Consider the following 25,512-nt stretch of genomic DNA (forward strand, 5'->3'; position numbering starts at 1 on the left):
TGTAACTTTATAAGACAACAATCAAAGAAATACAATTATGAAATATACATTATTCGCAATAGCTTTTTCGGCTTTATTATTTTCTTGTGGTAATAAGGAAGATAATGGAGTAAGTGCTTACAAAGGTTTGGATAAGCAAAAGCAAGAACAAAAAGATTTGGATAGTATTGGAAAGGAAGCACAACAAACGTTTGATGATTTCAAATTGGCGTTATCGATGAAAGATACTACAACGACTAATTTTATTGTCAAACAAATGTATGATATTCCGAATGCGACACAAAAAGAACATATTTGGATTCGTGATGTATATTCGGATAACGATCAATTAAAAGGAATTGTAGACAACGTTCCGCAATACACAAAATTGGTGAAACACAATGATACAGTTGTGATTGATCCGACCAAATTATCGGATTGGATGTATTATAAAGGTGATAAAATGATTGGTGGATTTACAATAAAATATATGCGTAGTAAGATGACTGATGCGCAGAAAAAAGAGTTTGATAAACAATATAAAGTAAAATTTGAAGATTAGTTTCTGCTCAGAAAATAATAAAATCAAAAAGGCAATCTTTTGTTAGATTGCCTTTTTATTTTGAAATTATTTTCCTTAATCAATCAAAGACAATTGAATTTTACGTTTTTCTGTATCAATTCCAATTACGGTTACTTCAATTTGTTGACTTAAATGCACTTTTGAATTTACATCTGAAATAAATTCATTCGAAATTTTAGAAATATGAATTAAACCATTTTCTTTAATTCCTATATCTACAAAACAGCCAAAATTGGTAATATTATTAATAATTCCAGGAACTTTCATGCCCAATTGCAAATCTTCGAATTTCTTTAATCGTTGATCAAAACTAAAAACTTTGGCTGTAGAACGCGGATCTAAACCAGGTTTTTCGAGTTCCTTTTTAATATCTTCTAAAGTTGGTAAACCTACTTTTTCTGTAATATATTTGGTCAAATCAAGTTGATTAATCAATTCTTTATTCTGAATTAAATCTTTCAAATCAACTTTCAAATCTTTCGCCATTTTCTCTACAAGAGCATACGATTCTGGGTGAACAGCAGAATTATCTAACGGATTTTTTGCATTTGGAATTCGTAAAAAAGCAGAAGCTTGTAAGAATGCTTTTTCACCCAAACGAGGAACTTTTAGTAACTCTTTTCTCGAATTAAACGCACCATTTTCGCTTCGATATTCTACAATATTTTCAGCCATTTTTTCACCAATTCCTGCAACATAATTTAGTAAATGTTTGCTTGCTGTGTTCAGATTTACACCAACTTTGTTTACACAGAAAGAAACAACATCATCCAACTCATTTTTCAATAAAGTTTGATCGACATCATGTTGATACTGACCAACTCCAATCGATTTTGGCTCTATTTTCACTAATTCTGCCAAAGGATCTTGTAAAAGGCGGCCTATAGAAACAGCACCGCGAACGGTAACATCTTTATCCGGAAATTCGTCGCGCGCAATTTTAGAAGCCGAATAAACCGAAGCACCAGCTTCATTTACAACAAAAACTTTTAGTGGACGATCAAATGCAATATTCTGAACCAAATATTCTGTCTCGCGAGAAGCTGTTCCATTTCCTATTGAAATTGCATCTACATTATAAGCATTGACAAGCGATTTTAATTTTTTGATAGCTTGAGTTTTTTCATTTTGTGGCGCATGAGGATAGATATTTTCGTTGTGTAACAAATCGCCTTGCTCATCTAAAACAACCACTTTGCATCCCGATTTGTAACCAGGATCTATTGCCAAAATTCTTTTTTCTCCCAAAGGTGGTGCTAATAGCAGTTGATTTAGATTTTTGGAAAAAACATTGATTGACGTTTCATCTGCTTTTTCTTTTGCCTCTTTCAATACTTCATTTGAAATTGAAGGAGCTAAAAGTCGTTTGTAGGCATGTTTTATGGCTTCTTCAATAACCCAAGAAACTTCTGGTTGAATAGATTTTATCAACGTATATTCCAAAAATTTGAAGGCTTCTTTTTTATCAATTGATACATTTACTTTTAAAAAACCTTCGTTCTCACCTCTTAAAATAGCCAATAAACGATGTGAAGCAATTTTTTTTAAAGGCTCTTCGTATTCAAAATAATTTGAATATTTAGTTGAATCTTCATCGTCTATTTTAGATTTGACCAATTTACTTTCAATAAAAGCAGATTTTCTGAAAATATCTCGTAATCGATGACGTACATACTCATTTTCATTGATCCATTCTGCAATAATATCTTGAACCCCCGCAAAAGCTTCTTCGATACTTGTCACATCTTCATTCAGATATTTTTTTGCTAAATCATCCAAATCAGGAATATTATTTTGTTTCATGATGATTTTCGCCAAAGGCTCTAAACCTTTTTCTTTCGCAATTGTCGCACGTGTTTTTTTCTTCTTTTTATAAGGAAGATATAAATCCTCTAATTGGACCAAATCAAAACTTTTCTGAATACGTTGTTGTAATTCATTATTCAATTGATTTTGTTCTTCTAATGTTTTTAAAATAAATTCTTTTCGAGAAACAATTTCATTGTATTGATTTTGAAGTTTTTTTATAGAAGAAATTTGAACCTCATCAAGATTTCCTGTGACCTCTTTTCTATATCTTGCAATAAAGGGTATGGTGTTGTCTTCATTCAAACAATTTACTGTATTGTTGATTGATTTTTCTGGAATAGAATTAAGATGTTGATGAATGTATTGAATCAAATTCATATTAAAAGTTTGGTTTTGCAAATTACTATTTTTCACAAACATAAAAAATAGCATATTTTATTTATACAGGTCGTATTAAATAGAATATTGGTTTTTTATTAATCTAATATTTAGAGTTTTTTATATCAGTCTTATTTCAAATAAAAAAATATAATTAAAATTTTCTAAAAAAAATTGGTTTTTATTAAATTATTTCTAAATTTGAAATCAGGTAGTAGAGAGTAAGATTGATTTTTTTTAATGTTAAATTTATACTTACAAGTTTAAGTTTTTTTTAAAATCAATTGGGTTTAAGCTGAGGAGCTTAAACCCGTTTTTTTTTAATTCAACTTTATTATCTTTGAGCAAATATATCTACAGAATGGCTCGTATAAAATTATATTTTTCAGACAATTTTTTATTTTCAACAATAATACCAGTACGCATAACTGATCTCAATTATGGGAATCATTTGGCAAACGATAAAGTATTGTCCATTATACATGAAGCGCGAATTCAGTTTTTTCAACATTATGGTTATTCAGAATTCAATTTTGGAGGTGTAAGTGTGATTATGGGTGATGTTGCAATCGAATATAAAAATCAAGCTTTTTATGGCGATGAATTGTTAATTGAAATTGGTGTGCAAGATTTTTCGCGCGTTAGTTTTGATATCATTTATAAAATTTCTATAAAAGATAAATTAATTGCAAAAGCTAAAACAGGAATGGTTACCTTCGATTATCAGCATAATAAAGTGGTTGAGGTTCCTCAAAAGATAAAAGATCTTTTCGAACTTGTATAATCTTATAAATTAATTACGCTAATCATTTAAGTCTTTGTAAATTTGCACCGAGTTATGAAGATTTTACCATATAAAAATTTATTTGTCGGAATTACCGACACATTGCAACAAATTTTCTTCGAAGGAAAATATGCAGATAAAGAAGTTGAGCGAACATTGAAATCTAATAAGCAATGGGGAGCGCGCGATCGTGCTTTTATTGCCGAAACGGTTTACGATTTAGTTCGTTGGAAACGTTTGGTTGAAGGGGCAATGAGCCGTCCGCTTTCTCCTGATACAATTTGGGAGTTTGTTGGAACTTGGTTTGCTTTAGATCCAGAGCAAACGTTACCAAAATGGGAAGAATTTCAAAAAATCTATCCAAAAGAAGTCTTGAAAAGACATCACAATTCGTCTAAAAATATTGCGGTTGCTGAATCATATCCAGATTGGATGTTCGAGTTAGGAGAGAAGTCGTTGGGAAATCGTTGGTTAGATGAAGTGCATGCAATGAACTCGCAAGCACCAACAGTTTTACGTGTGAATTCCTTGAAAACAGACCGTAAAACATTACAAAAAGCGTTGAAGGAGCGTAGAATAAAAACGAAAGTTTTATCGAAATATCAAGATGCTTTAGAGCTAGAAGAGAAAACAAATATTTTTCGTACAGATGAATTTCAGAATGGTTGGTTCGAAGTTCAAGATGCAGGATCACAATTGATTGCGCCATATTTACGTGTTCAACCAGGAATGCGTGTGGTAGATGCTTGTGCTGGTGCAGGAGGAAAAACATTGCATTTAGCTGCTTTGATGGAAAACAAAGGGCAAATTATTGCAATGGATTTGTACGATTGGAAATTGAAAGAATTGAAACGTCGTGCAAAACGTAACAATGTGCAAAATGTACAAACAAAGGTGATTGAAGCAAAAACAATCAAGCGTATGGAAAATTCTGCTGACCGCTTGTTGATTGATGCGCCTTGTTCTGGAATGGGAGTTTTGAAACGTAATCCTGATGCAAAATGGAAATTAAGACCAGAATTTATTGACGAAATATTAGCAACACAAGAAAAAATATTAGCTGATTATTCTAAAATCATTAAAGTTGGTGGAATGATGGTTTATGCAACTTGTTCTATTTTACCACAAGAAAATGAACAACAAGTAGAAAAATTCTTGAAAAATAATCCAAATTATAAAATGGTTTCAGACAAAATGCATTATCCATCTCAAACTAATTATGATGGATTTTACATGGCTTTGATTGAAAGAATTTCTTAAGCTGTTAATTATTATAAGATACAAAAGACTAAGTGAAAGCTTGGTCTTTTTTTGTTACAATAATTATTTTATCTTAAATCTAACTCGTCTATTTTCAAAATTTTTCCAGTCAATACAATTTGCAGCAGGATTGCATTCTTTGTGTTTCAAGTCTGAAAAACCTTTAGCGGAAATTGAAAATCGATTTTTATTTAAGCCTTTTTCTATCAAATAATTCAACACAGCGTTTGCTCTTCGTTGTGATAAATCTATATTGTAAGATTCTGTTCCAACCGCATCTGTATGACCTTCGATAACAAAATGATGTGATGGATTTCGTTTCATAATTGCAACAACTTCATTCAATTTTGGATAATCAATAGCTCTGATTTCAGCTTTATCAAAATCAAATTCGACGGTTTCCATTAAATAATTTGAATAATCTTGAACATAATTTCCAATCTTTTTATCACTCAAATTGCTTTCTGGACAACCATTTCCAAAACGATTTCCTTTTATATACGGACATTCATCTTCGATATCCATCACGCCATCGCCATCTGTATCATAATCATTGTTGTAATTTTCTATATTTCCTTTCTGGATCAATAAATTATAAGGTGTTGAAATGTTAAATTCAGTTCCAATTTTCTCAATTTCTTTTCGATATCGTCCATCTTTTTTGCACATTTCACCGCAACGTTCCTCATCTTTTAAGAGATAATCAATTTTTTGTTTTGCCCAATAAAACTTAATTGCTTCGGTAAATTCACTTGGATTTGGTTGTTTGATTTCAAAATTTTGAGTGAAATTTTGGTTGGATTGATTACCAATAATTTCGATTTTTTTTGGATAACGACGATTGCAATCGCGCGAAACAAAATTGACCGAATTTTGAGCTAAATACGTATTGAAATTCTTCGGAAACGTTTCGTTGAGGTTGATTTGGGATGATTGAACTTTAAGGTGATAAATAGAAGAATTCAAAACAGCTTGCTGAAATTGAGTTGTTTTTTGATTCAATTCTTTTGGTTCGTTTATCGTAATCGGAAGTGTTCCTGTCGCCAAACTAATAAAATTCATCGCTTGATAATCCAATTCTTTTCCAATTCCTAAAGTTATAAATTGTGTATCTTTCGCATAATTTCGAAGCGAATTATAAATAGTTTCATTCAAATTCATTGCTCCATCCGATATAATTGTAATGATTCTTTTATAGTTTTTATCAAAAGGATTTTTCTGAATTTGCTCTATTGCTTCGTCCAATAATTTTTCGCCAGTTCCATTCAAAGAATTAATTTTTTTTAAAGCTAAATTGATGTTTTCTTTGGTTGAAAATTGAGATTCTTTAAAAACTAATTCATTTTTTGTCGAATAAATCAGCACATTAAATTTATCTGTTTCGTTCAAATTTGGAAGAAGTTGATTCATCAATTTTTTGGTGGTTTCAATTGGTTGATTCATCATAGAACCAGAAGCATCCAAAACGAACAAAAATTCTCGCGGAGCATTGTATTTAGAAGGATTATTTGCAGGTTCAATTGTTCCTAAAATATAATCGCAACCATTTTCAGTAAACGTTTCAATTCCTGTTTGTAGTTCATTTTTTGTATAAGCATATTGAAGAGTTGGAATCTTTTTATCGAAATTTTTTGAAACATAATTTCGATCATCTTCCTTTGAAAATTTTAAATCAGAAACAATTTTTGAAATCGGAAAATTTCCCGAAAGATGAATATCTGAATTTATGTTTTTCGGGTAACCATTCAATTGATTGTTCCAACGATGAATTTGGGTAAAAGATTCTGTTCGTTTAACGATAAATTCTAAAAATGAAACTTGATAATTCAAACTATTTTCTTCAATAATTTTCGAAACTTTTAGCTGAATTTTTAGTGTAGCATGTGCAGGAATTTTTCCTAAATCTAATTGTAAAACTTGATTGTTTTGTTGATTTTTAAAAATAGTTGAAGCATCAATATTTTTTAACTCTTTTCGAATATCTACAATAGATTTGGATTGAATTTCGAAAACTTTATCATTTACAAAAGCTTTTAATTCGTACACATTTTGAGAAGCTTGATAAGGATAAATAAATTTAGCCAAAATATCTTCCGAAGAATTGTTCTGAAATGTAAAATTATGACTCAAATTACCCAATAAATGATGAAAATTATAGTCATTTTCGAGAGAAATTGCTTCTATTTTTTCAAAATCTTCTTCATTTTGAAGTTCCAAATACGGATAAATTTGCTGTGCACAACAAAATGTATTCAGCAGAATAAAAAAAAAGGAAAAAAATAGATTTTTTGTGTTCAACGAATCAATTTTAAAAATTCAATGTAAAGATAATGAAAGAATTGATGTGTTTTCTATCATCAGTTATTGTAAAGTTCAATGTATATTTAATAAATTATCAAATCAGAAATAATTATTAAATCATATTTAAAAAAGATTGGTTTAATAATTGCATCGTTCAGATTTAACAAAAAAGTTAAGTAAATTTGCACTTTATTTTACATAAAAGATGAATTTTAATTTCACAGAAGTTGAAAGAGTAGAAAGTATTTCTGCAAAAGATTTTCAGAAATATTACGTTAAACCTCAAAAACCAGTTGTAGTAGAGCGAATTACAGAGGATTGGCCTGCGTACGAAAAGTGGAATTTTGAGTATATAAAACAAGTTGCAGGCAACAAGGTTGTCCCTTTATACAATAATGATCCGGTTGATTATACGAAGAAAGTAAATGAACCAATAGCAAAGATGAAAATGTCTGAATATGTAGATTTGTTGCAAAGTGAGCCGACAGATTTGCGTATATTTTTGTACAATTTGATGAGTCAAGTTCCGCAATTGCAACAAGATTATAAAATGCCAGATTTGGGTTTGAATCTTTTCAAATCGATGCCAATGTTATTTTTTGGAGGTGAAGGATCGAATGTTTTTATGCATTATGATATCGATTTAGCGAACATTTTACATTTTCATTTTGCAGGAAAAAAACGTTGTATTATTGTTCCGCCAAAGGATTCGAAATACATGTACAAAATTCCGCATTCGGTAATTTGTCGAGAAGATATTGATTTTGATAATCCTGATTTTGATAAATGGCCAGCGCTGAAAAATATAAATCCGATGGTAGCAGACTTAAAACACGGAGAAATGCTTTATATGCCAGAAGGTTGGTGGCATTATATGAAATATTTGACGCCAGGTTTCTCGATGAGTTTGCGTTCGTTGGCACATAAACCAAAAAATTTGTCCGAAGCGATTTATAACATATTTTTGATGCGTACATACGATAATGTGATGCGAAAAATAAAAGGTAAAACTTGGATTGAAGAAAAAAATGAGCGCGCAATTTCACAAACAAATAAATTAATTGCGAAATAAAAATACAGTTTTTAGAAAATTTTTCTAAATGAAGGAATATCTTTCGAAAGATGTTCCTTTTTTTATTCTACTGTCCTAAAAACTTATAAATCAATAAATATTTGATTTTCATGATTTAAAATTTCGATAGATATTTGCAGAATATTTTTCTGAATTTTTAGTAATATGATCATAAAAAAAGGAAATTTTTGGGCTTTATTGCCTTTAATCATTTTCATACTTGTCTATTTTTCGGCATCTATTTATCTAAACGATTTTTACTCCGTTCCAGCATTGGTTGTTTTCATGTTGGCGCTCGTAATTGCATTTGTTCAATTCCCTAAGGTTTCATTTCATACGAAAGCCGAGGCTTTTTGTAAGAATGCGGGTGAAGAAACAATTATGTTGATGATTTTAATTTTTCTTCTCGCTGGAGCGTTTGGAAGTTTAGGATCTACAATTGGTGCTGTAGAATCAACAGTGAATTTATTTTTGAATTATCTTCCTTCTTCCTTTATTGTAGCAGGTTTCTTTTTGTTGTCTTGTTTTATTGCGACTGCTTTGGGAACATCGGTTGGAACAATTGTAACTGTTGCTCCGATTGCAGTGCAAATGGATAAAATGATCCCAGGTTCTATGCCAATTTTGTTAGGTGCAGTGGTTGGTGGAGCGATGTTTGGCGATAATTTATCATTTATTTCTGATACAACAATTGCTGCAACACGTACGCAAGAAGTGACCATGAAATCTAAATTTAAAACTAATTTTCGAATAGTAGTTCCAGCAGCTATTGTTTCGACGATTATATATTTTTCACTTTCTCAACATTTTGACACAACCAATTTCCAAGGAAAACAGTTAGATTTTGACTTGATTTTAATCTTACCTTATCTATTAGTTTTTGGACTAGCAATCTCTGGAATTAATGTGATTTGGGCTTTAATTGTAGGAATTCTTTCGTTTTTTGGAATTGGTTTGTTCTATTCTGGTGTTCCTTTACTAGACTTAGTATCTTCTATTAATGAAGGTTTTAAAGGAATGTTTGAGTTGAGTATTATTTGTTTAATTATTGGTGGAATTGTTGGAATTATTCGTTTGAATGGCGGATTAGATTTTATCATTTATCATCTAACCAAAAATATTAAAACAAAACGTCAGGCTGAGATGAGTATTGCATCGCTTACAGCTTTGGCGAATGCTTGTTTGGCAAATAACACGATTACAATTTTGATTTGTGGTAAAATTGCAAAAGATATTTCTGATCATCATGATTTAGAGGGAAAACGTGTGGCAAGTATTTTGGATACGGTTTCATGTTTTGTACAAGGAATCTTACCTTATGGTGCACAAGTTTTGGCTGCTGTTGCTGCTGCAAATACAATTTCAAGTAGAACAAAGGTTTCTTCGGTTGATGTTTTATCAAACTTATATTATCCATTTTTAACTGGAATTTGTACCCTTATTTTTATCCTATTTTTTCAGTCAAACTCATTCAAAAAATAGATTGATGTTGGATCGTCATTCGTCGAATATTATTTTATAACTTTGTAGACTGAAATTTTTTAAGATGAAAAGAGTTGTCGTAGGACTTTCTGGAGGAGTAGATTCAAGTGTTACAGCCTATTTGCTAAAAGAGCAAGGCTATGATGTGATCGGATTATTTATGCGTAATTGGAACGATGCATCAGTAACGTTGGAAGATGAATGCCCATGGATAGAAGATAGTGCAGACGCTTTGTTGGTAGCTAAAAAATTAGATATTCCTTTTCAGGTAATTGATATGTCTGATTCGTACAAAGAACGTATTGTAGATTATATGTTCAATGAATACGAGCAAGGAAGAACACCAAATCCTGATGTGTTGTGTAACCGAGAAATTAAGTTCGATTTGTTTTTGAAAACAGCTTTAGAACTTGGAGCAGATTACGTTGCAACAGGACATTATGCACGAAAAACTTCTACAATTGATGAAAATGGAAAAGAGATTTTTCAATTGTTAAAAGGTTATGATAACAATAAAGATCAATCGTATTTCTTGTGTCAATTGTCGCAAGATCAATTAAGCAAAGCATTATTCCCAATTGGAGATATAGAAAAACCAGAAGTAAGAAGAATTGCGCAAGAGCAAGGCTTGGTTACAGCGAATAAGAAAGATTCGCAAGGTTTATGTTTTATTGGAAAAGTTAGTTTACCTGAATTTTTGCAACAACAATTAAAACCAAAAGAAGGTGTAATTGTAGAAATAGCCAAAGATTGGAACGGATATAAAAGAGAAATTCCAACTTTTGCAAATAAATATGAAGCATTAGATTTCGAAGCAAAAGGTTTCTCATATAAACAAGAAGACGGAGAAATTGTAGGTAAACATCAAGGTGCACATTATTTCACTCGCGGTCAACGAAAAGGATTGGGAGTTGGAGGAAAAGTAGAACCTTTGTTTATTATTGATACAGATGTAGAGACAAATGTTGTTTACACAGGTCAAGGTGCAAATCACCCAGGTTTGTTGAAGAAAGCATTGTTTATAAAAGAGGAAGAAGTACATTGGGTTCGCGAAGATTTAACTTTAAAAACAGACGAAACAATGGAAGTGATGGCGCGTATTCGTTACCGTCAACCTTTGCAAAAAGCAATTTTACACAAAGCTGAAAACGGAATGTATGTCGAGTTCGAAAATCCTCAATCTGCAATTACAGAAGGTCAATTCTGTGCGTGGTATGTTGATGACGAACTTTTAGGTTCTGGTGTTATTAATAATTAAAAATATAAACATCATTATTAACATAAAACGCTCAGGATTTTCTTGAGCGTTTTTATGTTAATATCATTTTATTAAAAAACTTTCCCGTCTGCTTTTGGTTGCTTTGGTAATCCATCTTGAAATCTCATAGAAGCATGTGTTCCATCACAAAAAGGCTTATTAGAAGATTGTCCACAACGGCAAATTGTTTGTCGATTTCGCACTTCGTAATATTCGCCATTCGCACTTTTTAGCGGAATTCCTCCCCATAATGCATAAGGACCACTCAAATCATTCGCAACATCTTCAATAATTCCAACAGAAGCTGAGGTGTTATCATCTTCAATTGGTTGATTATTTTCATCCCAAACAATCAACCGTCCAGAAGGACAATGATGTGCCATTTCAACACTCAAATCAACAGAGTTTTGTGTAGAATCTTCAACTTGGTTCCAAATACGTTTTCCATTGTCACAAAATCGAGCAAAAGCACATAATTTTTCGTCATCAGTGAGCGAAACAACAGGTCCTTCTATAACTTCTGCAGTTAATAATTCAGGATTAAAAGTTGCTCTTTCAGTTAAATCAACACCATTTTCTGCTGCTTTTTTATGCGAACCATCACAATAAGGTTTGTGTTGGGATAATCCACAACGACAAAGATAAGTTGCATCCTTTGCTTCAAATTCTTCCCCTTGTTTGTAATTAACAGAAGTTCCTTGCTGATTTGGAACGATAAATTGCTGAACAATTTTAGGTTTTCCGTGCAAGATATAAGGTCCATTTTCTGTGACTTCTACATAGATACCATCTGTATTTTGAGTTGTCCCGATTTGAATATTTAACTTATTTTGATTATCCATAATTGTAGATTTTAGATTGAAATTATCTACAATTTAAAAAGTATTTTAGTTAGAATGATTTTAAATTTTTATTGATAATTCGTTAAAATTTAATAGATAAACCTTGTTGTTTTTATATAAGATTTAGAATGTTTTGATTAATTTTAATTGAAAATAATTATCCATGTCAACAATTCAACTCAAACATACAGAAACCAAACACCACGATGCTTTGTTATACAATTTGCCAGAAGACCAAATTCCTTTTACAGCCTTGCCTAGCGAGACTTTTGAGCGTTTGAAATTACGCACAGATGGACATGCAAAACCAATTACAATTTTGTTAGATGAAGTGCCAATTGGTTTTTTTGTGTTAGATTATGGTGACGATAAATTGGAGATGACGAATAATACGAATTCGTTGTTGTTGCGTTCTTTATCGATAAATCCAGAATTTCAAGGAAAGGGTTACGGAAAAATTTCTATGAGTTTGATGGATGATTTTGTAAAAGATAATTTTCATACGATTGATGAATTAGTTTTAGCGGTTAATTTCAACAATAAATCAGCATATGATTTGTATCTAAAAGTCGGTTATATAGATGATGGTTCTCAACGGGAATGGTTCAATGGAATGCAACATTTGTTGAAGAAGAAAATTTAATTGTTAAACTCTTTCTTTCTCCCAAGCGACAACTTGCACACCTTCTGAATAATGCACTAAATCTGGTCTCGAATGGATATTTAAATCTTGAAGTTGGTAATCAATCGTTAAAAAATCTAATTCAAGTTGATTGATTTTCCATGGTAAATGTTGGATTTCGTAACGAAACAATTGATTGTTATTTTCCAGATACAAGCAATATCGTTCAGTCAGAAATAAATCCAATTCAGTTTTGTGTTTAACTTGCATTCCAATATGGAAATCCGTTAATAAAGAGAAATTTCGTTTGGGATGATTGGCTTGATAAGAATTTTCGGTTCTGTTGATATTTGATTTTTCGTATGGTAAACCTGATAATGATTTAGCTAAAATTGCAGAAAATAATTTTCCAGCTTCAATCGATAAAAAATAAACGCCAGGTTTTCCATTTTTTGTGAGATACGTTCTCATATTAATTTCGTCAAAATCAGAAATAGGAGAGAATGCAGGCAAAAAGCGAGGTCGAATTTTTTCCATTGTAAAAGCGACAAGCGAAACCCAAGCAGAATCATTTATTTCATCAATTTCTAAATCTTTTGGAACGAATTCTCTCAAGATTTCTTTGTCAATTCTGTAATGAAAAAATAACGCTTTGTTCCATTCTTGATAATATTTCCATGATTTTGAAGGATATTTCCAAGCACGATGATTTGTTTCGTCTAAAATTTGTTTGATTGTATATTTCACTTAAAACCTTGTTAAACTTATTGTTGAAGGTACAAAATCTATTGTGAAATAAAGAAAATTGTAGTTACTTCGCATACCAATTTTTATCATATGAAAAACTTGTTTTATATCTTCGTGATTAGTTTTTTAACGTCATGTGCAGCAATACATAATGTGCCAACTTCTCAGAATCCAAATAATTTTATTCAACCGAATACAACAAGTTCTTTTGTGGATCAAAACGGGAATTTTTACCCAGATAATTGGTTGAAATCATATGGTAAACCTCCTAGAAATGCAAGTCGTAGAGATTATTCGTTGATGAAAATTGCGACTGAAAACAACTTTCAAAATCAATTAACTTCTTACGAAGATTTACGTCTAAAAAATATCGAAAAAAGAGTTAAAAATAAGAAACGTGTCATCATTTTTGTGCATGGAATTGACAATGATTATATGTTTAGCTTGAAAAATTACAACAAAGCCAAAACTTATATGAATATTAATTCTTCGAATGATGAGATAATTAATTTTTATTGGGATGGATTGGTGAACGAAAGTCTTTTTGGAGCAGCAAAAGTTTGGGTAAGTGCAACGACAAATAGCCAAATGGCGGGCGTTTTTGGACTTCGTAGAATTTTGAATGTCATTCATAACAAAGATGTTTATTTGATTTCGCATAGTCGTGGCGCATCGGTTGTTTTGAGTTCACTTGTGAATCCTTCGTTACGCGAAAGTGAAATAAAACGTGCTGAAAATGCGCATCATGTGGATTTTACGAATGCAGAAACTTTGTTAGAAAATAATAATAAAATTTATAGTATTATGTTGGCGCCTGCAATTGGAAAAATTGATTTTACGTTAGATAATAATCAATTAAAAACGTTTACACCTCAATTAAAACGTATGCATATCACGATAAATGACACGGATTATGTATTAGGGAAAGGAAAGATTGGATTTTTATCTCGAAGTTTGATTGCGACAGATTTTGGTTACAAAAAAGATTTGTTTGATGAACTTTCTAAAAATTATATATTTTTAGAAGAAACTGATTTTTCCGGACAAGATTCGCACGAATTTAGAGAATATATCACTAATCCGAAGTTTATTACAATTCTGAAAGAATTCAAGTTGGCCAAATAAAGGGAGGTTAGAAGTGCAAAACTCGAAATGCGAACTTCGCTTATTCATTTCCTAAATAGTAATTCAAACTTCGTTATTATACGTTGTTTTGCTTCAAATAATGTTTTCCTCCAATATATTCTAAATGAAGAAAATTTACAGTTTCAATAAAAGGTAAAAAGAAATTATCATCCAAATGATTTCCGATAGAACTTGTGATAACACGTACTTTTTTACCCATTAATTTTCGTCCAATTGTTTCTTGAGAACTAATTAAATCTATTAATCGATCAAAGAAAATTTTCATCAAACTACTCATCGAATACCAATAAACTGGTGTCGCAAAAATTATTTCTTCAAATTCTATAATTTGATTAATGATTTCTAAGAATTGATCTTTGTCAGAATAAGTTTCATCATAATTATAAAGTTCAATAGTATAATCAATCAATTTTAAACAAGCTATTTCAGGATAAATTTCTTGAAACAATTTCGTTGTGTCACCATCTCTATTGTGAGAACCGTTTATAATAATTTGCTTATTCATTTTACATTCAATATAATTCAAAAAAATTATAGTTTCGCTTACAGCATTTCGCATTTCGAGCTACGAACCTCGCAAATCATTTCTTAAATTCAATCACTTCTAAATTTTCAATTTTTCCTTTATTCAATTCAAAACGTAACATCGTACGAACTTTCTGAAAACCGTGTTTACCAACAGCGCCTGGATTCATATGAATTAAACCCAATTGTTTATCAGGCATCACTTTTAGTATATGTGAATGTCCACAAATAAATAATTTCGGAGGATTTTCTGTGATTTCTTTTCGAATTGCAGGATTATATTTTCCTGGATAACCACCAATATGCGTAATCCAAACATCAACACCTTCCAACGTAAATCTGTTGTTGAGCGGGAATTCTGCGCGCGCTTTATTATCATCAATATTTCCATAAACAGCACGCAAAGGTTTTATTTCAGCCAATTTATCGGTTACAGAAATATCGCCAATATCGCCAGCATGCCAAATTTCGTCTGCTTGTTGCGCATATTCCAAAATTCTATCGTCGATATAAGAATGCGTGTCCGAAAGTAAAAGAATTTTCTTCAAAAGGTTGTATTTTTGTTGCTCAAATTTACAACAATTGCGATATTTTTTAGAATTAGCATACAACGGAAAAAATTATTTTGGTTATCAAATTCAACCCAATCAAATTTCGGTTCAAGAAGTTATTGAAGATAGATTGTCTAAAATCTTAAGAAAAGAAATTTCGATTGTCGGTGCAGGGCGTACAGACTCTGGTGTTCATGCGAAAAAGATGTTTATTCATTTTGATTATGAAGATGAATTATCGATTGATTTAATCAAAAAATTAAATTCTTTTTTACCAAAAGACATCGCTGCTTATCGTTTATTTTTGATGGATGATGAAGCGCATGCGCGTTTTGATGCGACTTCGCGTTCATATAATTATTTTATTTCGCCTTTCAAAGATCCTTTTGCGTTTGATTGCGCTTGGATTTTTAACAGAGAATTGGATGTTGAAAAAATGAATGAATCAGCAAAATTGTTAATTAAGCAAGGAGATTTCGGAAGTTTTGCTAAATTACATACCGATGTGAAAACAAATATTTGCGATGTAAGGGAGGCATTTTGGCGCAAAAATGAAAACGGACAATTGATTTTTCAAATCACTGCTGATCGTTTTTTGCGAAATATGGTGCGCGCAATTGTTGGAACATTGGTTGAGGTTGGATTAGGAAGAATTTCTATCCACGATTTTGAAGAAATTATTGAACAAAAACAACGTTCATCGGCAGGAGCTTCGGCGCCAGCCCAAGGATTATATTTGGTAGATGTTCAATATCCAAAAGAATTATTTAAAAATGAGTTCAAATAACGAGAATACATCGTTTGATTTTAATGGATTAAAACGTGTTTTACAAATCGGGGCGCAAAGCAAAGTGATGTTTTGGTCGGTGGTTTTTGTAGCGGTTTTTAGTGCGTGTTTTTCTGTTTATCGTCCCTATTTAACGGGAAATATAATCGATGATTATATTCAGACAAAAGATTTACCAGGGCTTCAAATGCAAATCGTGAAACTATCTTTAGTATTAGTTTTCGAAGGAATTTTGTCCTTTTTTATGGTTTACTTAGCGAATGTTGTTGCACAGCGAGTTATCCGTTTGTTGCGCGTTCGTTTGTATAATCATTTAATCAAATTCAAACTTGGTTATTTCGATAAAACGCCAAATGGAGTTTTGGTAACGCGTTCAGTTTCTGATATCGAAACGATTGCTGAGGTTTTCAATGATGGAATTTTAGTGATGTTAGGCGATGTATTGAAAATCGTTTTCATCGTTTTTGTGATGTATTGGATGAACTGGGTTTTGGCAACAGTTGTGATTGTGATTCTTCCGTTGATGATGATTATTACACGATTGTTCCAAAAAGCATTGAAAAATGTTTACCAAGAAGAACGTACAATTGTGGCGAAATTAAATACGTTTGTGCAAGAACGATTAACAGGAATGAATATTATTCAGGTTTTTAATCGTCAGCAAGCAGAATATGATAAATTCGTTTCGATTAATAATGATTTAAAGAAAAATTATCTAAAAACAGTTTTCTATTTTTCATTAATGTTTCCTGTTGTCGATATTATTTCGGCTTTAGCAACGGGAAGTTTGATTTGGTTTGGAGGGCTTAGAACAGCTGTTTATGGAGATGTTTCTGTCGGTGATTTGATTGCTTTTACTCAATATGTTACGTTGTTAACTGCCCCAATGCGTGCAATTGCAGAGCGTTTCAATACAATTCAGCGTGGTTTGGTAGGAGCAGATCGTGTGTTCAAAATTATTGATGATGATCAAACTTTGCCAGATAATGGAACAATAAAATTGGATCATGTAAAAGGTAAAATCGATTTTGAAAATGTGAAGTTTTCTTATGTTCCGAATAATTTGGTGTTGAAAGGAATTTCTTTTTCGACAAAACCTGGAGAAAAAATTGCAATTGTAGGTGCGACAGGAGCAGGAAAATCCACAATTATTAATTTATTGAGTCGTTTTTATGACATTGATTCTGGAACAATTAAAATAGATGATGTAAATATCCATGATATGGAATTGAAGAATTTACGTCAACATGTTGCGGTTGTTTTGCAGGATGTTTTCTTGTTTAATACAACGATTTATGACAATATTGTTTTAAGTAATAAAGATATTTCGTTGGAAGAAGTCCAAAATGCTGCGAAAATTATTGGAATTGATAATTTTATCATGTCACTACCAAAAGGCTATTACAGTGAGGTAAGCGAGCGTGGTTCGACACTTTCTGTAGGTCAGCGTCAATTGATTTCGTTTTTGAGAGCATATATTTATAATCCAGAGATTTTGGTGTTGGACGAGGCAACTTCTTCTATTGATACAGAATCGGAAGAATTAATACAAAAAGCGACTGATAAGCTAACGCAAGGCAGAACTTCTATCATCATTGCGCATCGTTTAGCGACGATTCAAAATGCAGATAAAATTATTGTGATGGATAATGGAATGATTGTTGAGCAAGGTACACATAGCGAATTGTTAGCTCAGAAAGGTTATTATGCCAATTTATATGAAGTCCAATTCTCGAAAGAAAATTAAAAATTTAACAGAAATAAATCGTTAGATTTGTTTAACTTGAACAATCAATAATATTAACTTTAAAACTCTAATTAAAAATGAAAAAATTATTTTTAGCTGCTGCAGTATTAGGTGTAGTTTCTTTATCTTCTTGTAAATCTGAAAAAGAAAAAGTAGATGCAAAAGTAGAAAACACACAAGAAAATGTAGCAAATACAGTAGAAGACCAAGTAGAAGCTGGTAAAGAGACAATGGATAAAGTTGCTGATGTAGCAAAAGATTTACCAACTTTCTCTGATCCAAAAATTACTGAATTTGTTGGAAAATACAACAAATGGGCTGCTGACATGAAATTAGCTGCAACTGCTGGTGATGCAAATAAATTAGCTGAATTGACAAAACAATCAGTAGATTTTCAAAAAGAATTACAAGGTTTTACTCAAACTTTGAAACCAGAAGATGCTAAAAAATTACAAGATTGGACAGCTGAAATTCAGAAACAATTAAACAAATAATTAAATTTATATTTAATATGAGCTCGAATTTATTCGAGCTTTTTTTATGGATTAAATTATGATTTAAGATATAGATTGATAATATAATAATGTATATCTTTATCACAAAAATTTATAGATATCAATTTTTATATATGACATTAGTACAATTACAATATGTGCTGGCAGTGGCTGAGCATAAGAACTTTACAATTGCTGCTGATAAATCCTTTGTAACTCAACCAACATTGAGTATGCAGATTCAGAAATTGGAAAAAGAATTGAATATTGATATTTTCGATAGAACATCGCATCCAATCAAAATCACTCAAATTGGAGAGAAAATTGTTGCGCAAGCAAAAACAATTTTAATGGAAGCTAACCGAATGAAACACTTGGTAAACGAAGAAAAAGGTTTGTTAGAAGGTGATTTCATTATTGGTGTTATTCCTACTGTTTTACCTTCTTTAGTACCATTATTTTATAAAACATTTCAGAAAAATAATCCGAAATCAAATCTTATTATCAAAGAATTGCAAACGGATAAAATTATAAAAGGAATAAAAGATGGTTCGTTGGATTTTGGTATTGTGGTTTCGCCACTTTTCGAAGATCAAATTATCGAAAAACCTCTTTATTATGAACCATTGGTGGCTTATGTACCAAACGGGCATCGCTTATCTGACAAAGATAAAATCAATGAAGATGATCTAAACACTTCTGATTTATTAATCTTGCAAGAAGGACATTGTTTCAGAAATAATGTGTTGGCTTTATGTGATACTTCTAATCTGAAAAATCGTCCGATTAAGTTAGATTCAGGAAGTTTTGAAGCTTTAGTTAAATTAGCAAACGATGGATACGGAATGACTTTGTTGCCTGCTTTGGTTGCAGATGATTTGCCACAAGAGTATAAGAAATTTGTCAAAAACTTTGAGTCGCCAGTTCCAACGCGAGAAGTTTCGTTAATTTTTCATCAATCTCAATTAAGAGATTCTTTCGAAAAAGAATTAATTAATACAATTCAAAGTATTTTGAGAGGAAAAATATTCTTAGAAAAAGATCAAAAATTAGATTCGAATATGGTTTCTTTACCTAAAAAATAACATAAAAAAAACGACTCAAAATTTAATTTTGAGTCATTTTTTTATGTCTTGAAATTTCTTTTAAGGGACTATTGTTGTAAATAAATATGTGGCAAAAAGTGTTAATAAAACAATTCCTTGCTGAATATTTGTTCGACCAGAATTTAATGATAAATAAACGGTAAACAACGATAACACTAATAAGATAGATGATTTTGCGTCTATTCCTAATGTTACTTCTAGCCCTGTAAAATAACATACGATTGCTACGGCAGGAATTGTTAATCCAATTGAAGCTAAAGCTGAACCTAAGGCTAAGTTAAGACTTGTTTGTAAGCGATCTTGTTTTGCGGCTTTGTATGCAGCTAAACCTTCTGGTAGTAAAATAACACCAGCAATGATGATTCCTACTAAAGATTTCGGAGCACCAAGCTCCATAACTATTGATTCAATAGTTGGAGACAATTTTTTTGATAATAAAACAACAGCGACTAATGCAATGATTAATAAAACTAAACTTGAAATTGTAGTCAATAAATTTGGTTTTTCGACATGTAATTCAGAAGCAACATTATCAGCGTTATTTTGTGGAAGAAAATAATCTCTGTGTCGTATTGTTTGTACAGAAATAAAACCTCCATATAAAATAAGAGAAATAATTGCGACAAAGATTAACTGGGAAGAAGAGAATTCACCTCCTTTTTCTGATGTCAAAAAATTTGGTAAAACCAAGGTCAATATAGATATTGCAACTAAAGTAATTAAAGCAGTTGAAACACCTTGTTTGATAAAGTTCTGTTCTCTATAACGAACTCCTCCAGCCAATAAACAGATTCCGATAATTCCGGTAAGAATAATCATTACAGCAGCAAAAACGGTATCTCTTGCCAAAACAGAAGGGAAGCCGGTAGGTTCGGACATCATTAATGAAACAATTAGCGAAACTTCTATAACTGTAATAGCTAAAGCCAATATAATGGTTCCGAAAGGTTCTCCAACTTTATGAGCTACAACTTCTGCGTGATGTACAGCTGATAAAACAGCTGAAATTAAAATGATTCCTAAGACTCCAGAAAACCACATCTGATCTTTAAATCCTTCGGCTATTGTTAATGAAAAAATGGCAAGAATGGGACAGATAATTGTCCAGTAGGGTAAAGCTAAATTGAATTTTTTTGAAAGAAAATTATCTACGTGCATTAATTATGAGGTTTTGGATTTTTACAAATTTAATAAATAATATTGATAATTATTATGTGTAATTATCATAAATAGTAATAATTATAACATTTAATTATCATAAATAGTAATAGTTATTTCAATAATTGAGTAAAAATAAACTTTTTAACTAATGATTATCATACCTCTACTATCAATAAACGATTAAATTTGCAAAATGTTAAACGTATCTGACGAAAAGTTAAAAAAATGGTTTAGCACATCATGTGTGTGGGAAACGATAAGTTGTACGCTTTTATTTTTGGTTGCAATGCCAATAAAATATCAATTCGGTTATGTTTTGCCAATGCCATTTGCTGGTTGTTTTCACGGTTTTTGGTTTACAGCTTATTTGATTTTACTTTTTAGAGTCAGAAGAATATATAAATGGGACGATGAAGATTTTATTATTTATGTGATGTACGCATTTATTCCGTTTGCAACTTTGGCGGTACATAAAGTAATAAAAGAGGATAAAAATAATAGATAAATAAAAAAACGGTTTCTTTTAAAAACCGTTTTTTTATACTCATATATTTTACGCCATTTAGCTACAGTGTTTCGACTGATTTTAAACTTATCAGCAATATATGATGTATTGGTATAATTATTTTTTTGCTGAAATTTTAAAATTTCTAGAACAGAATTCAAATCATAAGATTTATGCTTTTGATTTTCGACTGTTTTGTTTGCATTCAGTATTTCTGATACTTTCATGATATCCAAAACATTCATATTCTTTTTTAATAATTTTTTTGTCTGTTCTATTTTTTCAGGGAAATTGCGTTTAATAATGTCTTGATAGATTTTTTGGTAGTTTGGTTTTACCATAGTGAGTAAGATTTAATTTTGAGGTAGGTATTTTTTAATCCAATTATGAATAGTGTTTTTTGGGATATTGTATTCATTAGAAATTTCTTTTTTTCTTCAGTGTATAAATTCTAAAAAAAATCATATTTCAACAACTTAGACCATTTTAATAAATCGTCTGTTTGTATACTTTTGCTTAAATATTGGGCATTAATTTCCTTTTCAGAATAAGTTTTGAAGAAGCCCTTGATACGGGATATATCAATTCCAAGTTCGTCGACTCTTTTTTTGATTAAATAGCCCATGTGAATATCTTTCATAGGTAAGTAGGTTTTGAGTAGTTGTAAATGTAGTAAATCGAAATCTGTATTTCTATTAATTTTCTCAAAAATAGAATGATTTTATGTACAAAAAGATCGTTTCGTTATATAGAATTTATTTTATAAATTTATGCGACTAAATTAAGTATAATGATTATTCAACCAAGAACAAGAGGTTTTATTTGCATTACGACTCACCCTGAGGGAACTGCAAAAAATGTTCACAATCAAATTGAGTACGTAAAATCAAAAAATATTTCAGCCGAAGGACCAAAAAAAGTATTGGTAATTGGAGCTTCGACAGGTTTTGGTCTGTCATCTCGTATTACAGCTGCTTTCGGATATAATGCTGCAACAATAGGTGTTTTCTTTGAAAAACCTGCTGCGCCAAGAAAACCGGGGACTGCGGGTTGGTACAACACAGCTGCTTTTGAAAAAGAAGCACACGAAGCTGGTTTGTATGCAAAAAGTATTAATGGAGATGCTTTTTCTGATGAGATTAAACAACAAACGATTGATTTAATCAAACAAGATTTAGGTCAAGTAGATTTAGTAGTTTACAGTTTAGCTTCGCCTCGTCGTACACACCCAAAAACAGGTGTTGCGTATTCATCAGTTCTTAAACCAATTGGTGAACCATTTACAAATAAAACAGTAGATTTTCATACAGCAGAAGTTACAGATATTACAATTGATCCGATTGAATCTCAAGAAGAAATTGATAATACAATTGCTGTAATGGGAGGTGAGGATTGGAAATTTTGGATGGAAGATTTGAAAGCTGCTGGTGTTTTAGCTGAAGGAGTAAAAACTGTTGCTTATTCATACATAGGGCCAGAATTGACGCATAGAATCTACAAAGATGGATCGATTGGAATGGCTAAAAACGATTTAGAAAAAACGGTTCCTGTTATCAACGAATTATTAGCAGATTTAAATGGTGTTTCTTACGTTTCTGTAAACAAAGCTTTGGTAACACAGTCTAGTTCTGCGATTCCAGTTGTGCCATTATATATTTCGTTATTGTACAAAGTAATGAAAGCAAAAGGAATTCATGAAGGTACAATCGAGCAAATGCAACGTTTGTTTGCAGAGCGCTTGTATACTGCAAATGGAGAAGTTCCTTTGGATGAAAATGGACGTATTCGTATTGATGATTTGGAAATGCGTGAAGATGTACAAAAAGAAGTGGATGATTTGTGGAAAATTGTAACTTCTGAGAATATTAAAGAAATTTCTGATATCAAAGGTTATCATGATGAGTTCTTACAATTGTTTGGATTTAGTTTTGATGAAATCGATTATGATGCTGATACAAACGAATTGATTTCAGTTCCAAGTATTGCAGAATAAGAAGATCATTTCAATAATAAATACAAAACGACACTGTCCAAAATTTTGTGTAAATATATTTCAGGTGGGTTTGACTTTTTTATAGTTGAACCCTTTTTTCAAATATAGTTAAAAATTGATTTAAAATTATTCCCCAATTATGAATTGGTTGTGTCCATTTTTTTGAGATTTGCATTAACGATAGATAAACTGACTTTTTGAGCGCGTCATCTGTTGGGAATACTAGTTTATTTTTGGTATATTTTCGGACTTTTCCATTCAAATTTTCGATAAGGTTGGTGGTGTAAATAATTTTTCTGATTTCAATAGGAAAGTCAAAAAATACAGTTAATTCGTCCCAATTATTTCTCCAAGATTGCATTGCGTAGGGATATTTTTGAATCCATTTTTCTGCAAAACGATCTAATTCTAAAGCAGCCATCTCTCTGTTTGGCGCATTGTAAATGAGTTTCATGTCTGAGGTAAATTCTTTTTTATCCTTCCAGACTACGTATCGAGCAGAGTTTCTAATCTGGTGAACCACGCAAATTTGTGTGTTCGCTTGAGGGAAAATATTGGTTATAGATTGTGTAAATCCGTTTAAATTATCAGTTACTGTAACCAAAATATCTTCTACGCCACGCGCTTTTAAATCCGTCATCACACCTTGCCAAAAAGCAGCAGATTCGTTCTCTCCAAGCCACATTCCAAGGATTTCTTTGTGACCTTCACGGTTTAAACCAACAGCTAGATAAATCGTTTTATTGATTACTTTTCCGCCTTGACGAACTTTAAACACAATGCCATCCATCCAAACAATGCAATAAATAGATTCTAGAGGACGATTTTGCCAATCCAAAACTTGACTATTTACTTTATCAGTAATGATGGATATTGCTGATGTAGAGAGTTTATAGCCGTATAATTCGTAAAGTTCCTGCTCAATATCCGAAACACTTAGACCTTTAGCGTATAACGAAATAACCATATTTTCAACAGAAACTGATTTGGATTGATGTTTTGGGACAATAATTGGATCAAAACTTCCTTCTCGATCTCGAGGAACCTCTATTGTAGATTCCCCATATTCGCTTTTTAAACGTTTTGAAGTTGTGCCATTACGTGCATTGGAATTGTCACTTTTCTCATTTTTTGAGTAACCTAAATGGGCTTCAAGTTCGCCTTGTAGCATGGCTTCTAATAAATCAGAATGCAATTCTTTTAATAATTTACTTAGATCTTCTTGGGTTTTGATCCCTTCTAAATGACCTTGATCTTGGATGAATTGGGCTACAGATTTTTTCATAATAAACTGTGTTTTATAAATTTAATAAAATAAATAAGGTGAGTTACTAAACCCACCTTAATTTATGTTTACACAGTTTTTTGGATATTGCCTACAAAACCTCGAAAATTATTTTCGAGGTTTTTTTTGTGTCAATAAAATAACTCAAAAATAATTTTATTCTGTTTATCGTCTTACTTCTCGATACAAATTTCTTTAATGGGGAATGAAAATTATACTAGGGGATTAATAAAAAACCTCAACTAAGGAGTTAAGGTTTGGTAATTGTTTTTTATTGTTTAATAATAGGAGTTAACTCTTCTTTTAATTGATCAAATTCTTCTTTCGTCATCATTTCAATTTCCATTAATTCTTTAGCTTCTTTAAGTTTTTCGATAGCTTCTTCACGAGTCATTTTTCTATTCTTTAATAGTATTTCACCAGACTCTATTGCTAATTCTGAATCCATGACACTTAAATATTTATTAACACCAAATGCTCTTCCATTTATTTCACCTAGTACCATTACTACATATAAAGGTTTATTTTTACTCCCTCTATGAAATGTCTTTATTTCTTGAACAATAACCTTCGTATTTTTAAAACTATTATCAGCCATGCTAGGAGCATCACCATTCATTGCTGCCATTATATTACCAAATCCTGCAGGTCTTCCCATTTGTATAAATTCATAAGTTTTTTTTGAAACACCTCTAGATTGTCCTATACCACCTCTTAATTGATTACCATAAGAACCAGCTACAGTTTTTGTTCTAATCTCTTCGGACGTAGGAGAACCTAAAATTAAAGTATCGCCAATACTTACAGTATTTTTACTACTGGTAATATATTGATTAACTTCTGTACCATTTTTAATGGTATTAAAGAAGTTTATGTCTTGTGTATTCTCATACGTTAATTGTTCAATATTTTCTTGAGCATACAACATATTAATTGATAGTAGAACTACAGCTAATGATAGAATTTTTTTCATCGTTATTTGAATTTAGTTTTAAACGCTAATTAATTTCTATTGCAAGTTTACAGCTCATCAGTGCAGTCTATTTGCATAGATGTTTTTATTAAAAAATAAACCACATTTTTAAAATATTAGTT

23 protein-coding genes are annotated in these 25,512 nt (G+C 31.2%); 14 read left to right on the plus strand and 9 right to left on the minus strand.

Annotated features, from left to right (window positions below):
* The first annotated feature begins 37 nt into the window (after positions 1-37).
* Entirely contained in the window at positions 38-541 is a 504-nt protein-coding gene (locus ACTS9J_RS04930; RefSeq protein WP_291059334.1) for a DUF2314 domain-containing protein, read from the plus strand.
* Positions 542-616: 75 nt separating this feature from the next.
* Here ACTS9J_RS04930 and ACTS9J_RS04935 read toward each other — a convergent pair whose 3' ends face one another.
* Entirely contained in the window at positions 617-2,749 is a 2,133-nt protein-coding gene (locus ACTS9J_RS04935; protein WP_448352947.1) for a Tex family protein, read from the minus strand.
* A 361-nt stretch (positions 2,750-3,110) separates the two neighbouring features.
* Here ACTS9J_RS04935 and ACTS9J_RS04940 point away from each other — a divergent pair, with 361 nt between their 5' ends.
* Positions 3,111-3,533, plus strand: coding sequence for an acyl-CoA thioesterase (locus ACTS9J_RS04940; RefSeq protein ID WP_448353465.1), 423 nt, complete (start codon positions 3,111-3,113; stop codon positions 3,531-3,533).
* A gap of 54 nt (positions 3,534-3,587) precedes the next feature.
* Positions 3,588-4,793 carry an RsmB/NOP family class I SAM-dependent RNA methyltransferase gene (locus ACTS9J_RS04945; RefSeq protein ID WP_038333863.1) on the plus strand — a complete coding sequence of 402 codons (1,206 nt, stop codon included), beginning with the start codon at positions 3,588-3,590 and terminating at the stop codon, positions 4,791-4,793.
* Between the two features lie 63 nt (positions 4,794-4,856).
* Here the strand turns inward: ACTS9J_RS04945 and ACTS9J_RS04950 are convergent, their stop codons facing one another.
* The gene (locus ACTS9J_RS04950) at positions 4,857-7,010 is read right to left on the minus strand and encodes an OmpA family protein (protein WP_448352948.1); all 2,154 of its coding nucleotides are present in this window, start codon (positions 7,008-7,010) and stop codon (positions 4,857-4,859) included.
* Positions 7,011-7,299: 289 nt separating this feature from the next.
* Here ACTS9J_RS04950 and ACTS9J_RS04955 point away from each other — a divergent pair, with 289 nt between their 5' ends.
* From ACTS9J_RS04955 to mnmA, 3 genes are all read left to right on the plus strand, one after another.
* Positions 7,300-8,166, plus strand: a complete 867-nt coding sequence (locus ACTS9J_RS04955) for a cupin-like domain-containing protein (protein ID WP_291077423.1) — start codon at positions 7,300-7,302, stop codon at positions 8,164-8,166.
* A 165-nt stretch (positions 8,167-8,331) separates the two neighbouring features.
* Positions 8,332-9,648, plus strand: coding sequence for a Na+/H+ antiporter NhaC family protein (locus tag ACTS9J_RS04960; RefSeq protein WP_291077421.1), 1,317 nt, complete (start codon positions 8,332-8,334; stop codon positions 9,646-9,648).
* A gap of 64 nt (positions 9,649-9,712) precedes the next feature.
* Entirely contained in the window at positions 9,713-10,906 is a 1,194-nt protein-coding gene (gene mnmA / locus ACTS9J_RS04965) for a tRNA 2-thiouridine(34) synthase MnmA (RefSeq protein ID WP_291091455.1), read from the plus strand.
* 71 nt (positions 10,907-10,977) lie between these two features.
* Here the strand turns inward: mnmA and ACTS9J_RS04970 are convergent, their stop codons facing one another.
* Positions 10,978-11,748 (minus strand): CDGSH iron-sulfur domain-containing protein, encoded by a 771-nt coding sequence (locus ACTS9J_RS04970; RefSeq protein ID WP_448352949.1) that lies wholly within the window; start codon positions 11,746-11,748, stop codon positions 10,978-10,980.
* A gap of 163 nt (positions 11,749-11,911) precedes the next feature.
* Between ACTS9J_RS04970 and ACTS9J_RS04975 the strand changes: the two genes are divergently transcribed.
* A complete protein-coding gene (locus ACTS9J_RS04975; RefSeq protein ID WP_448352950.1) occupies positions 11,912-12,391 on the plus strand; it encodes a GNAT family N-acetyltransferase in 480 nt (159 codons plus the stop codon).
* A 3-nt stretch (positions 12,392-12,394) separates the two neighbouring features.
* Here ACTS9J_RS04975 and ACTS9J_RS04980 read toward each other — a convergent pair whose 3' ends face one another.
* The gene (locus tag ACTS9J_RS04980) at positions 12,395-13,117 is read right to left on the minus strand and encodes a YqjF family protein (protein ID WP_448352951.1); all 723 of its coding nucleotides are present in this window, start codon (positions 13,115-13,117) and stop codon (positions 12,395-12,397) included.
* Positions 13,118-13,207: 90 nt separating this feature from the next.
* Here ACTS9J_RS04980 and ACTS9J_RS04985 point away from each other — a divergent pair, with 90 nt between their 5' ends.
* A complete protein-coding gene (locus ACTS9J_RS04985; RefSeq protein ID WP_448352952.1) occupies positions 13,208-14,242 on the plus strand; it encodes an alpha/beta hydrolase in 1,035 nt (344 codons plus the stop codon).
* Between the two features lie 76 nt (positions 14,243-14,318).
* On the opposite strand, the gene ACTS9J_RS04990 is transcribed toward ACTS9J_RS04985, so the two are convergent.
* Together ACTS9J_RS04990 and ACTS9J_RS04995 are read right to left on the minus strand one after the other, a co-directional pair.
* On the minus strand, positions 14,319-14,768 hold the full coding sequence (locus tag ACTS9J_RS04990) for a flavodoxin family protein (RefSeq protein WP_448352953.1): 450 nt from the start codon (positions 14,766-14,768) through the stop codon (positions 14,319-14,321).
* 76 nt (positions 14,769-14,844) lie between these two features.
* Positions 14,845-15,336, minus strand: coding sequence for a metallophosphoesterase family protein (locus ACTS9J_RS04995; protein ID WP_219034552.1), 492 nt, complete (start codon positions 15,334-15,336; stop codon positions 14,845-14,847).
* Positions 15,337-15,370: 34 nt separating this feature from the next.
* Between ACTS9J_RS04995 and truA the strand changes: the two genes are divergently transcribed.
* From truA to ACTS9J_RS05015, 4 genes are all read left to right on the plus strand, one after another.
* A complete protein-coding gene (gene truA / locus ACTS9J_RS05000) occupies positions 15,371-16,126 on the plus strand; it encodes a tRNA pseudouridine(38-40) synthase TruA (protein ID WP_312208230.1) in 756 nt (251 codons plus the stop codon).
* Positions 16,113-17,873, plus strand: coding sequence for an ABC transporter ATP-binding protein (locus ACTS9J_RS05005; RefSeq protein ID WP_448352954.1), 1,761 nt, complete (start codon positions 16,113-16,115; stop codon positions 17,871-17,873). The genes truA and ACTS9J_RS05005 overlap by 14 nt, the downstream gene beginning before the upstream one ends.
* A 77-nt stretch (positions 17,874-17,950) precedes the next feature.
* Positions 17,951-18,367, plus strand: coding sequence for a hypothetical protein (locus tag ACTS9J_RS05010; RefSeq protein ID WP_180906020.1), 417 nt, complete (start codon positions 17,951-17,953; stop codon positions 18,365-18,367).
* A 134-nt stretch (positions 18,368-18,501) separates the two neighbouring features.
* A complete protein-coding gene (locus tag ACTS9J_RS05015) occupies positions 18,502-19,452 on the plus strand; it encodes a LysR substrate-binding domain-containing protein (protein ID WP_038333906.1) in 951 nt (316 codons plus the stop codon).
* Between the two features lie 60 nt (positions 19,453-19,512).
* Here ACTS9J_RS05015 and ACTS9J_RS05020 read toward each other — a convergent pair whose 3' ends face one another.
* Complete coding sequence (locus ACTS9J_RS05020; RefSeq protein ID WP_448352955.1) at positions 19,513-20,631, minus strand: calcium:proton antiporter; 1,119 nt, start codon at positions 20,629-20,631, stop codon at positions 19,513-19,515.
* Positions 20,632-20,827: 196 nt separating this feature from the next.
* On the opposite strand from ACTS9J_RS05020, the gene ACTS9J_RS05025 reads away from it, so the two are divergent.
* Together ACTS9J_RS05025 and fabV are read left to right on the plus strand one after the other, a co-directional pair.
* A complete protein-coding gene (locus ACTS9J_RS05025) occupies positions 20,828-21,139 on the plus strand; it encodes a DUF3817 domain-containing protein (protein WP_286479686.1) in 312 nt (103 codons plus the stop codon).
* A gap of 790 nt (positions 21,140-21,929) precedes the next feature.
* A complete protein-coding gene (gene fabV / locus ACTS9J_RS05030) occupies positions 21,930-23,132 on the plus strand; it encodes an enoyl-ACP reductase FabV (protein ID WP_286495398.1) in 1,203 nt (400 codons plus the stop codon).
* A 79-nt stretch (positions 23,133-23,211) separates the two neighbouring features.
* Here the strand turns inward: fabV and ACTS9J_RS05035 are convergent, their stop codons facing one another.
* Both ACTS9J_RS05035 and ACTS9J_RS05040 read right to left on the minus strand, forming a co-directional pair.
* Entirely contained in the window at positions 23,212-24,417 is a 1,206-nt protein-coding gene (locus ACTS9J_RS05035) for an IS256 family transposase (RefSeq protein ID WP_219035089.1), read from the minus strand.
* 271 nt (positions 24,418-24,688) lie between these two features.
* The gene (locus tag ACTS9J_RS05040; protein WP_448352956.1) at positions 24,689-25,390 is read right to left on the minus strand and encodes a hypothetical protein; all 702 of its coding nucleotides are present in this window, start codon (positions 25,388-25,390) and stop codon (positions 24,689-24,691) included.
* Positions 25,391-25,512 lie beyond the last annotated feature (122 nt).

The sequence above is a fragment of the Empedobacter sp. ULE_I140 genome (assembly GCF_053482575.1).

Excerpts from the sequence above, each read along its gene's own strand:
- ACTS9J_RS04930 (WP_291059334.1), top strand. The coding sequence starts at position 38 with ATGAAATATACATTATTCGCAATAGCTTTTTCGGCTTTATTATTTTCT.
- ACTS9J_RS05025 (WP_286479686.1), top strand. The coding sequence starts at position 20,828 with ATGTTAAACGTATCTGACGAAAAGTTAAAAAAATGGTTTAGCACATCA.
- ACTS9J_RS04935 (WP_448352947.1), bottom strand. The coding sequence starts at position 2,749 with ATGAATTTGATTCAATACATTCATCAACATCTTAATTCTATTCCAGAA.
- ACTS9J_RS04970 (WP_448352949.1), bottom strand. The coding sequence starts at position 11,748 with ATGGATAATCAAAATAAGTTAAATATTCAAATCGGGACAACTCAAAAT.
- ACTS9J_RS04975 (WP_448352950.1), top strand. The coding sequence starts at position 11,912 with ATGTCAACAATTCAACTCAAACATACAGAAACCAAACACCACGATGCT.
- ACTS9J_RS04955 (WP_291077423.1), top strand. The coding sequence starts at position 7,300 with ATGAATTTTAATTTCACAGAAGTTGAAAGAGTAGAAAGTATTTCTGCA.
- ACTS9J_RS05040 (WP_448352956.1), bottom strand. The coding sequence starts at position 25,390 with ATGAAAAAAATTCTATCATTAGCTGTAGTTCTACTATCAATTAATATG.
- mnmA (WP_291091455.1), top strand. The coding sequence starts at position 9,713 with ATGAAAAGAGTTGTCGTAGGACTTTCTGGAGGAGTAGATTCAAGTGTT.
- ACTS9J_RS04990 (WP_448352953.1), bottom strand. The coding sequence starts at position 14,768 with ATGAATAAGCAAATTATTATAAACGGTTCTCACAATAGAGATGGTGAC.
- ACTS9J_RS05015 (WP_038333906.1), top strand. The coding sequence starts at position 18,502 with ATGACATTAGTACAATTACAATATGTGCTGGCAGTGGCTGAGCATAAG.
- ACTS9J_RS04985 (WP_448352952.1), top strand. The coding sequence starts at position 13,208 with ATGAAAAACTTGTTTTATATCTTCGTGATTAGTTTTTTAACGTCATGT.
- ACTS9J_RS05010 (WP_180906020.1), top strand. The coding sequence starts at position 17,951 with ATGAAAAAATTATTTTTAGCTGCTGCAGTATTAGGTGTAGTTTCTTTA.
- ACTS9J_RS05020 (WP_448352955.1), bottom strand. The coding sequence starts at position 20,631 with ATGCACGTAGATAATTTTCTTTCAAAAAAATTCAATTTAGCTTTACCC.
- ACTS9J_RS05035 (WP_219035089.1), bottom strand. The coding sequence starts at position 24,417 with ATGAAAAAATCTGTAGCCCAATTCATCCAAGATCAAGGTCATTTAGAA.
- ACTS9J_RS04945 (WP_038333863.1), top strand. The coding sequence starts at position 3,588 with ATGAAGATTTTACCATATAAAAATTTATTTGTCGGAATTACCGACACA.
- ACTS9J_RS04940 (WP_448353465.1), top strand. The coding sequence starts at position 3,111 with ATGGCTCGTATAAAATTATATTTTTCAGACAATTTTTTATTTTCAACA.
- ACTS9J_RS05005 (WP_448352954.1), top strand. The coding sequence starts at position 16,113 with ATGAGTTCAAATAACGAGAATACATCGTTTGATTTTAATGGATTAAAA.
- fabV (WP_286495398.1), top strand. The coding sequence starts at position 21,930 with ATGATTATTCAACCAAGAACAAGAGGTTTTATTTGCATTACGACTCAC.
- ACTS9J_RS04960 (WP_291077421.1), top strand. The coding sequence starts at position 8,332 with ATGATCATAAAAAAAGGAAATTTTTGGGCTTTATTGCCTTTAATCATT.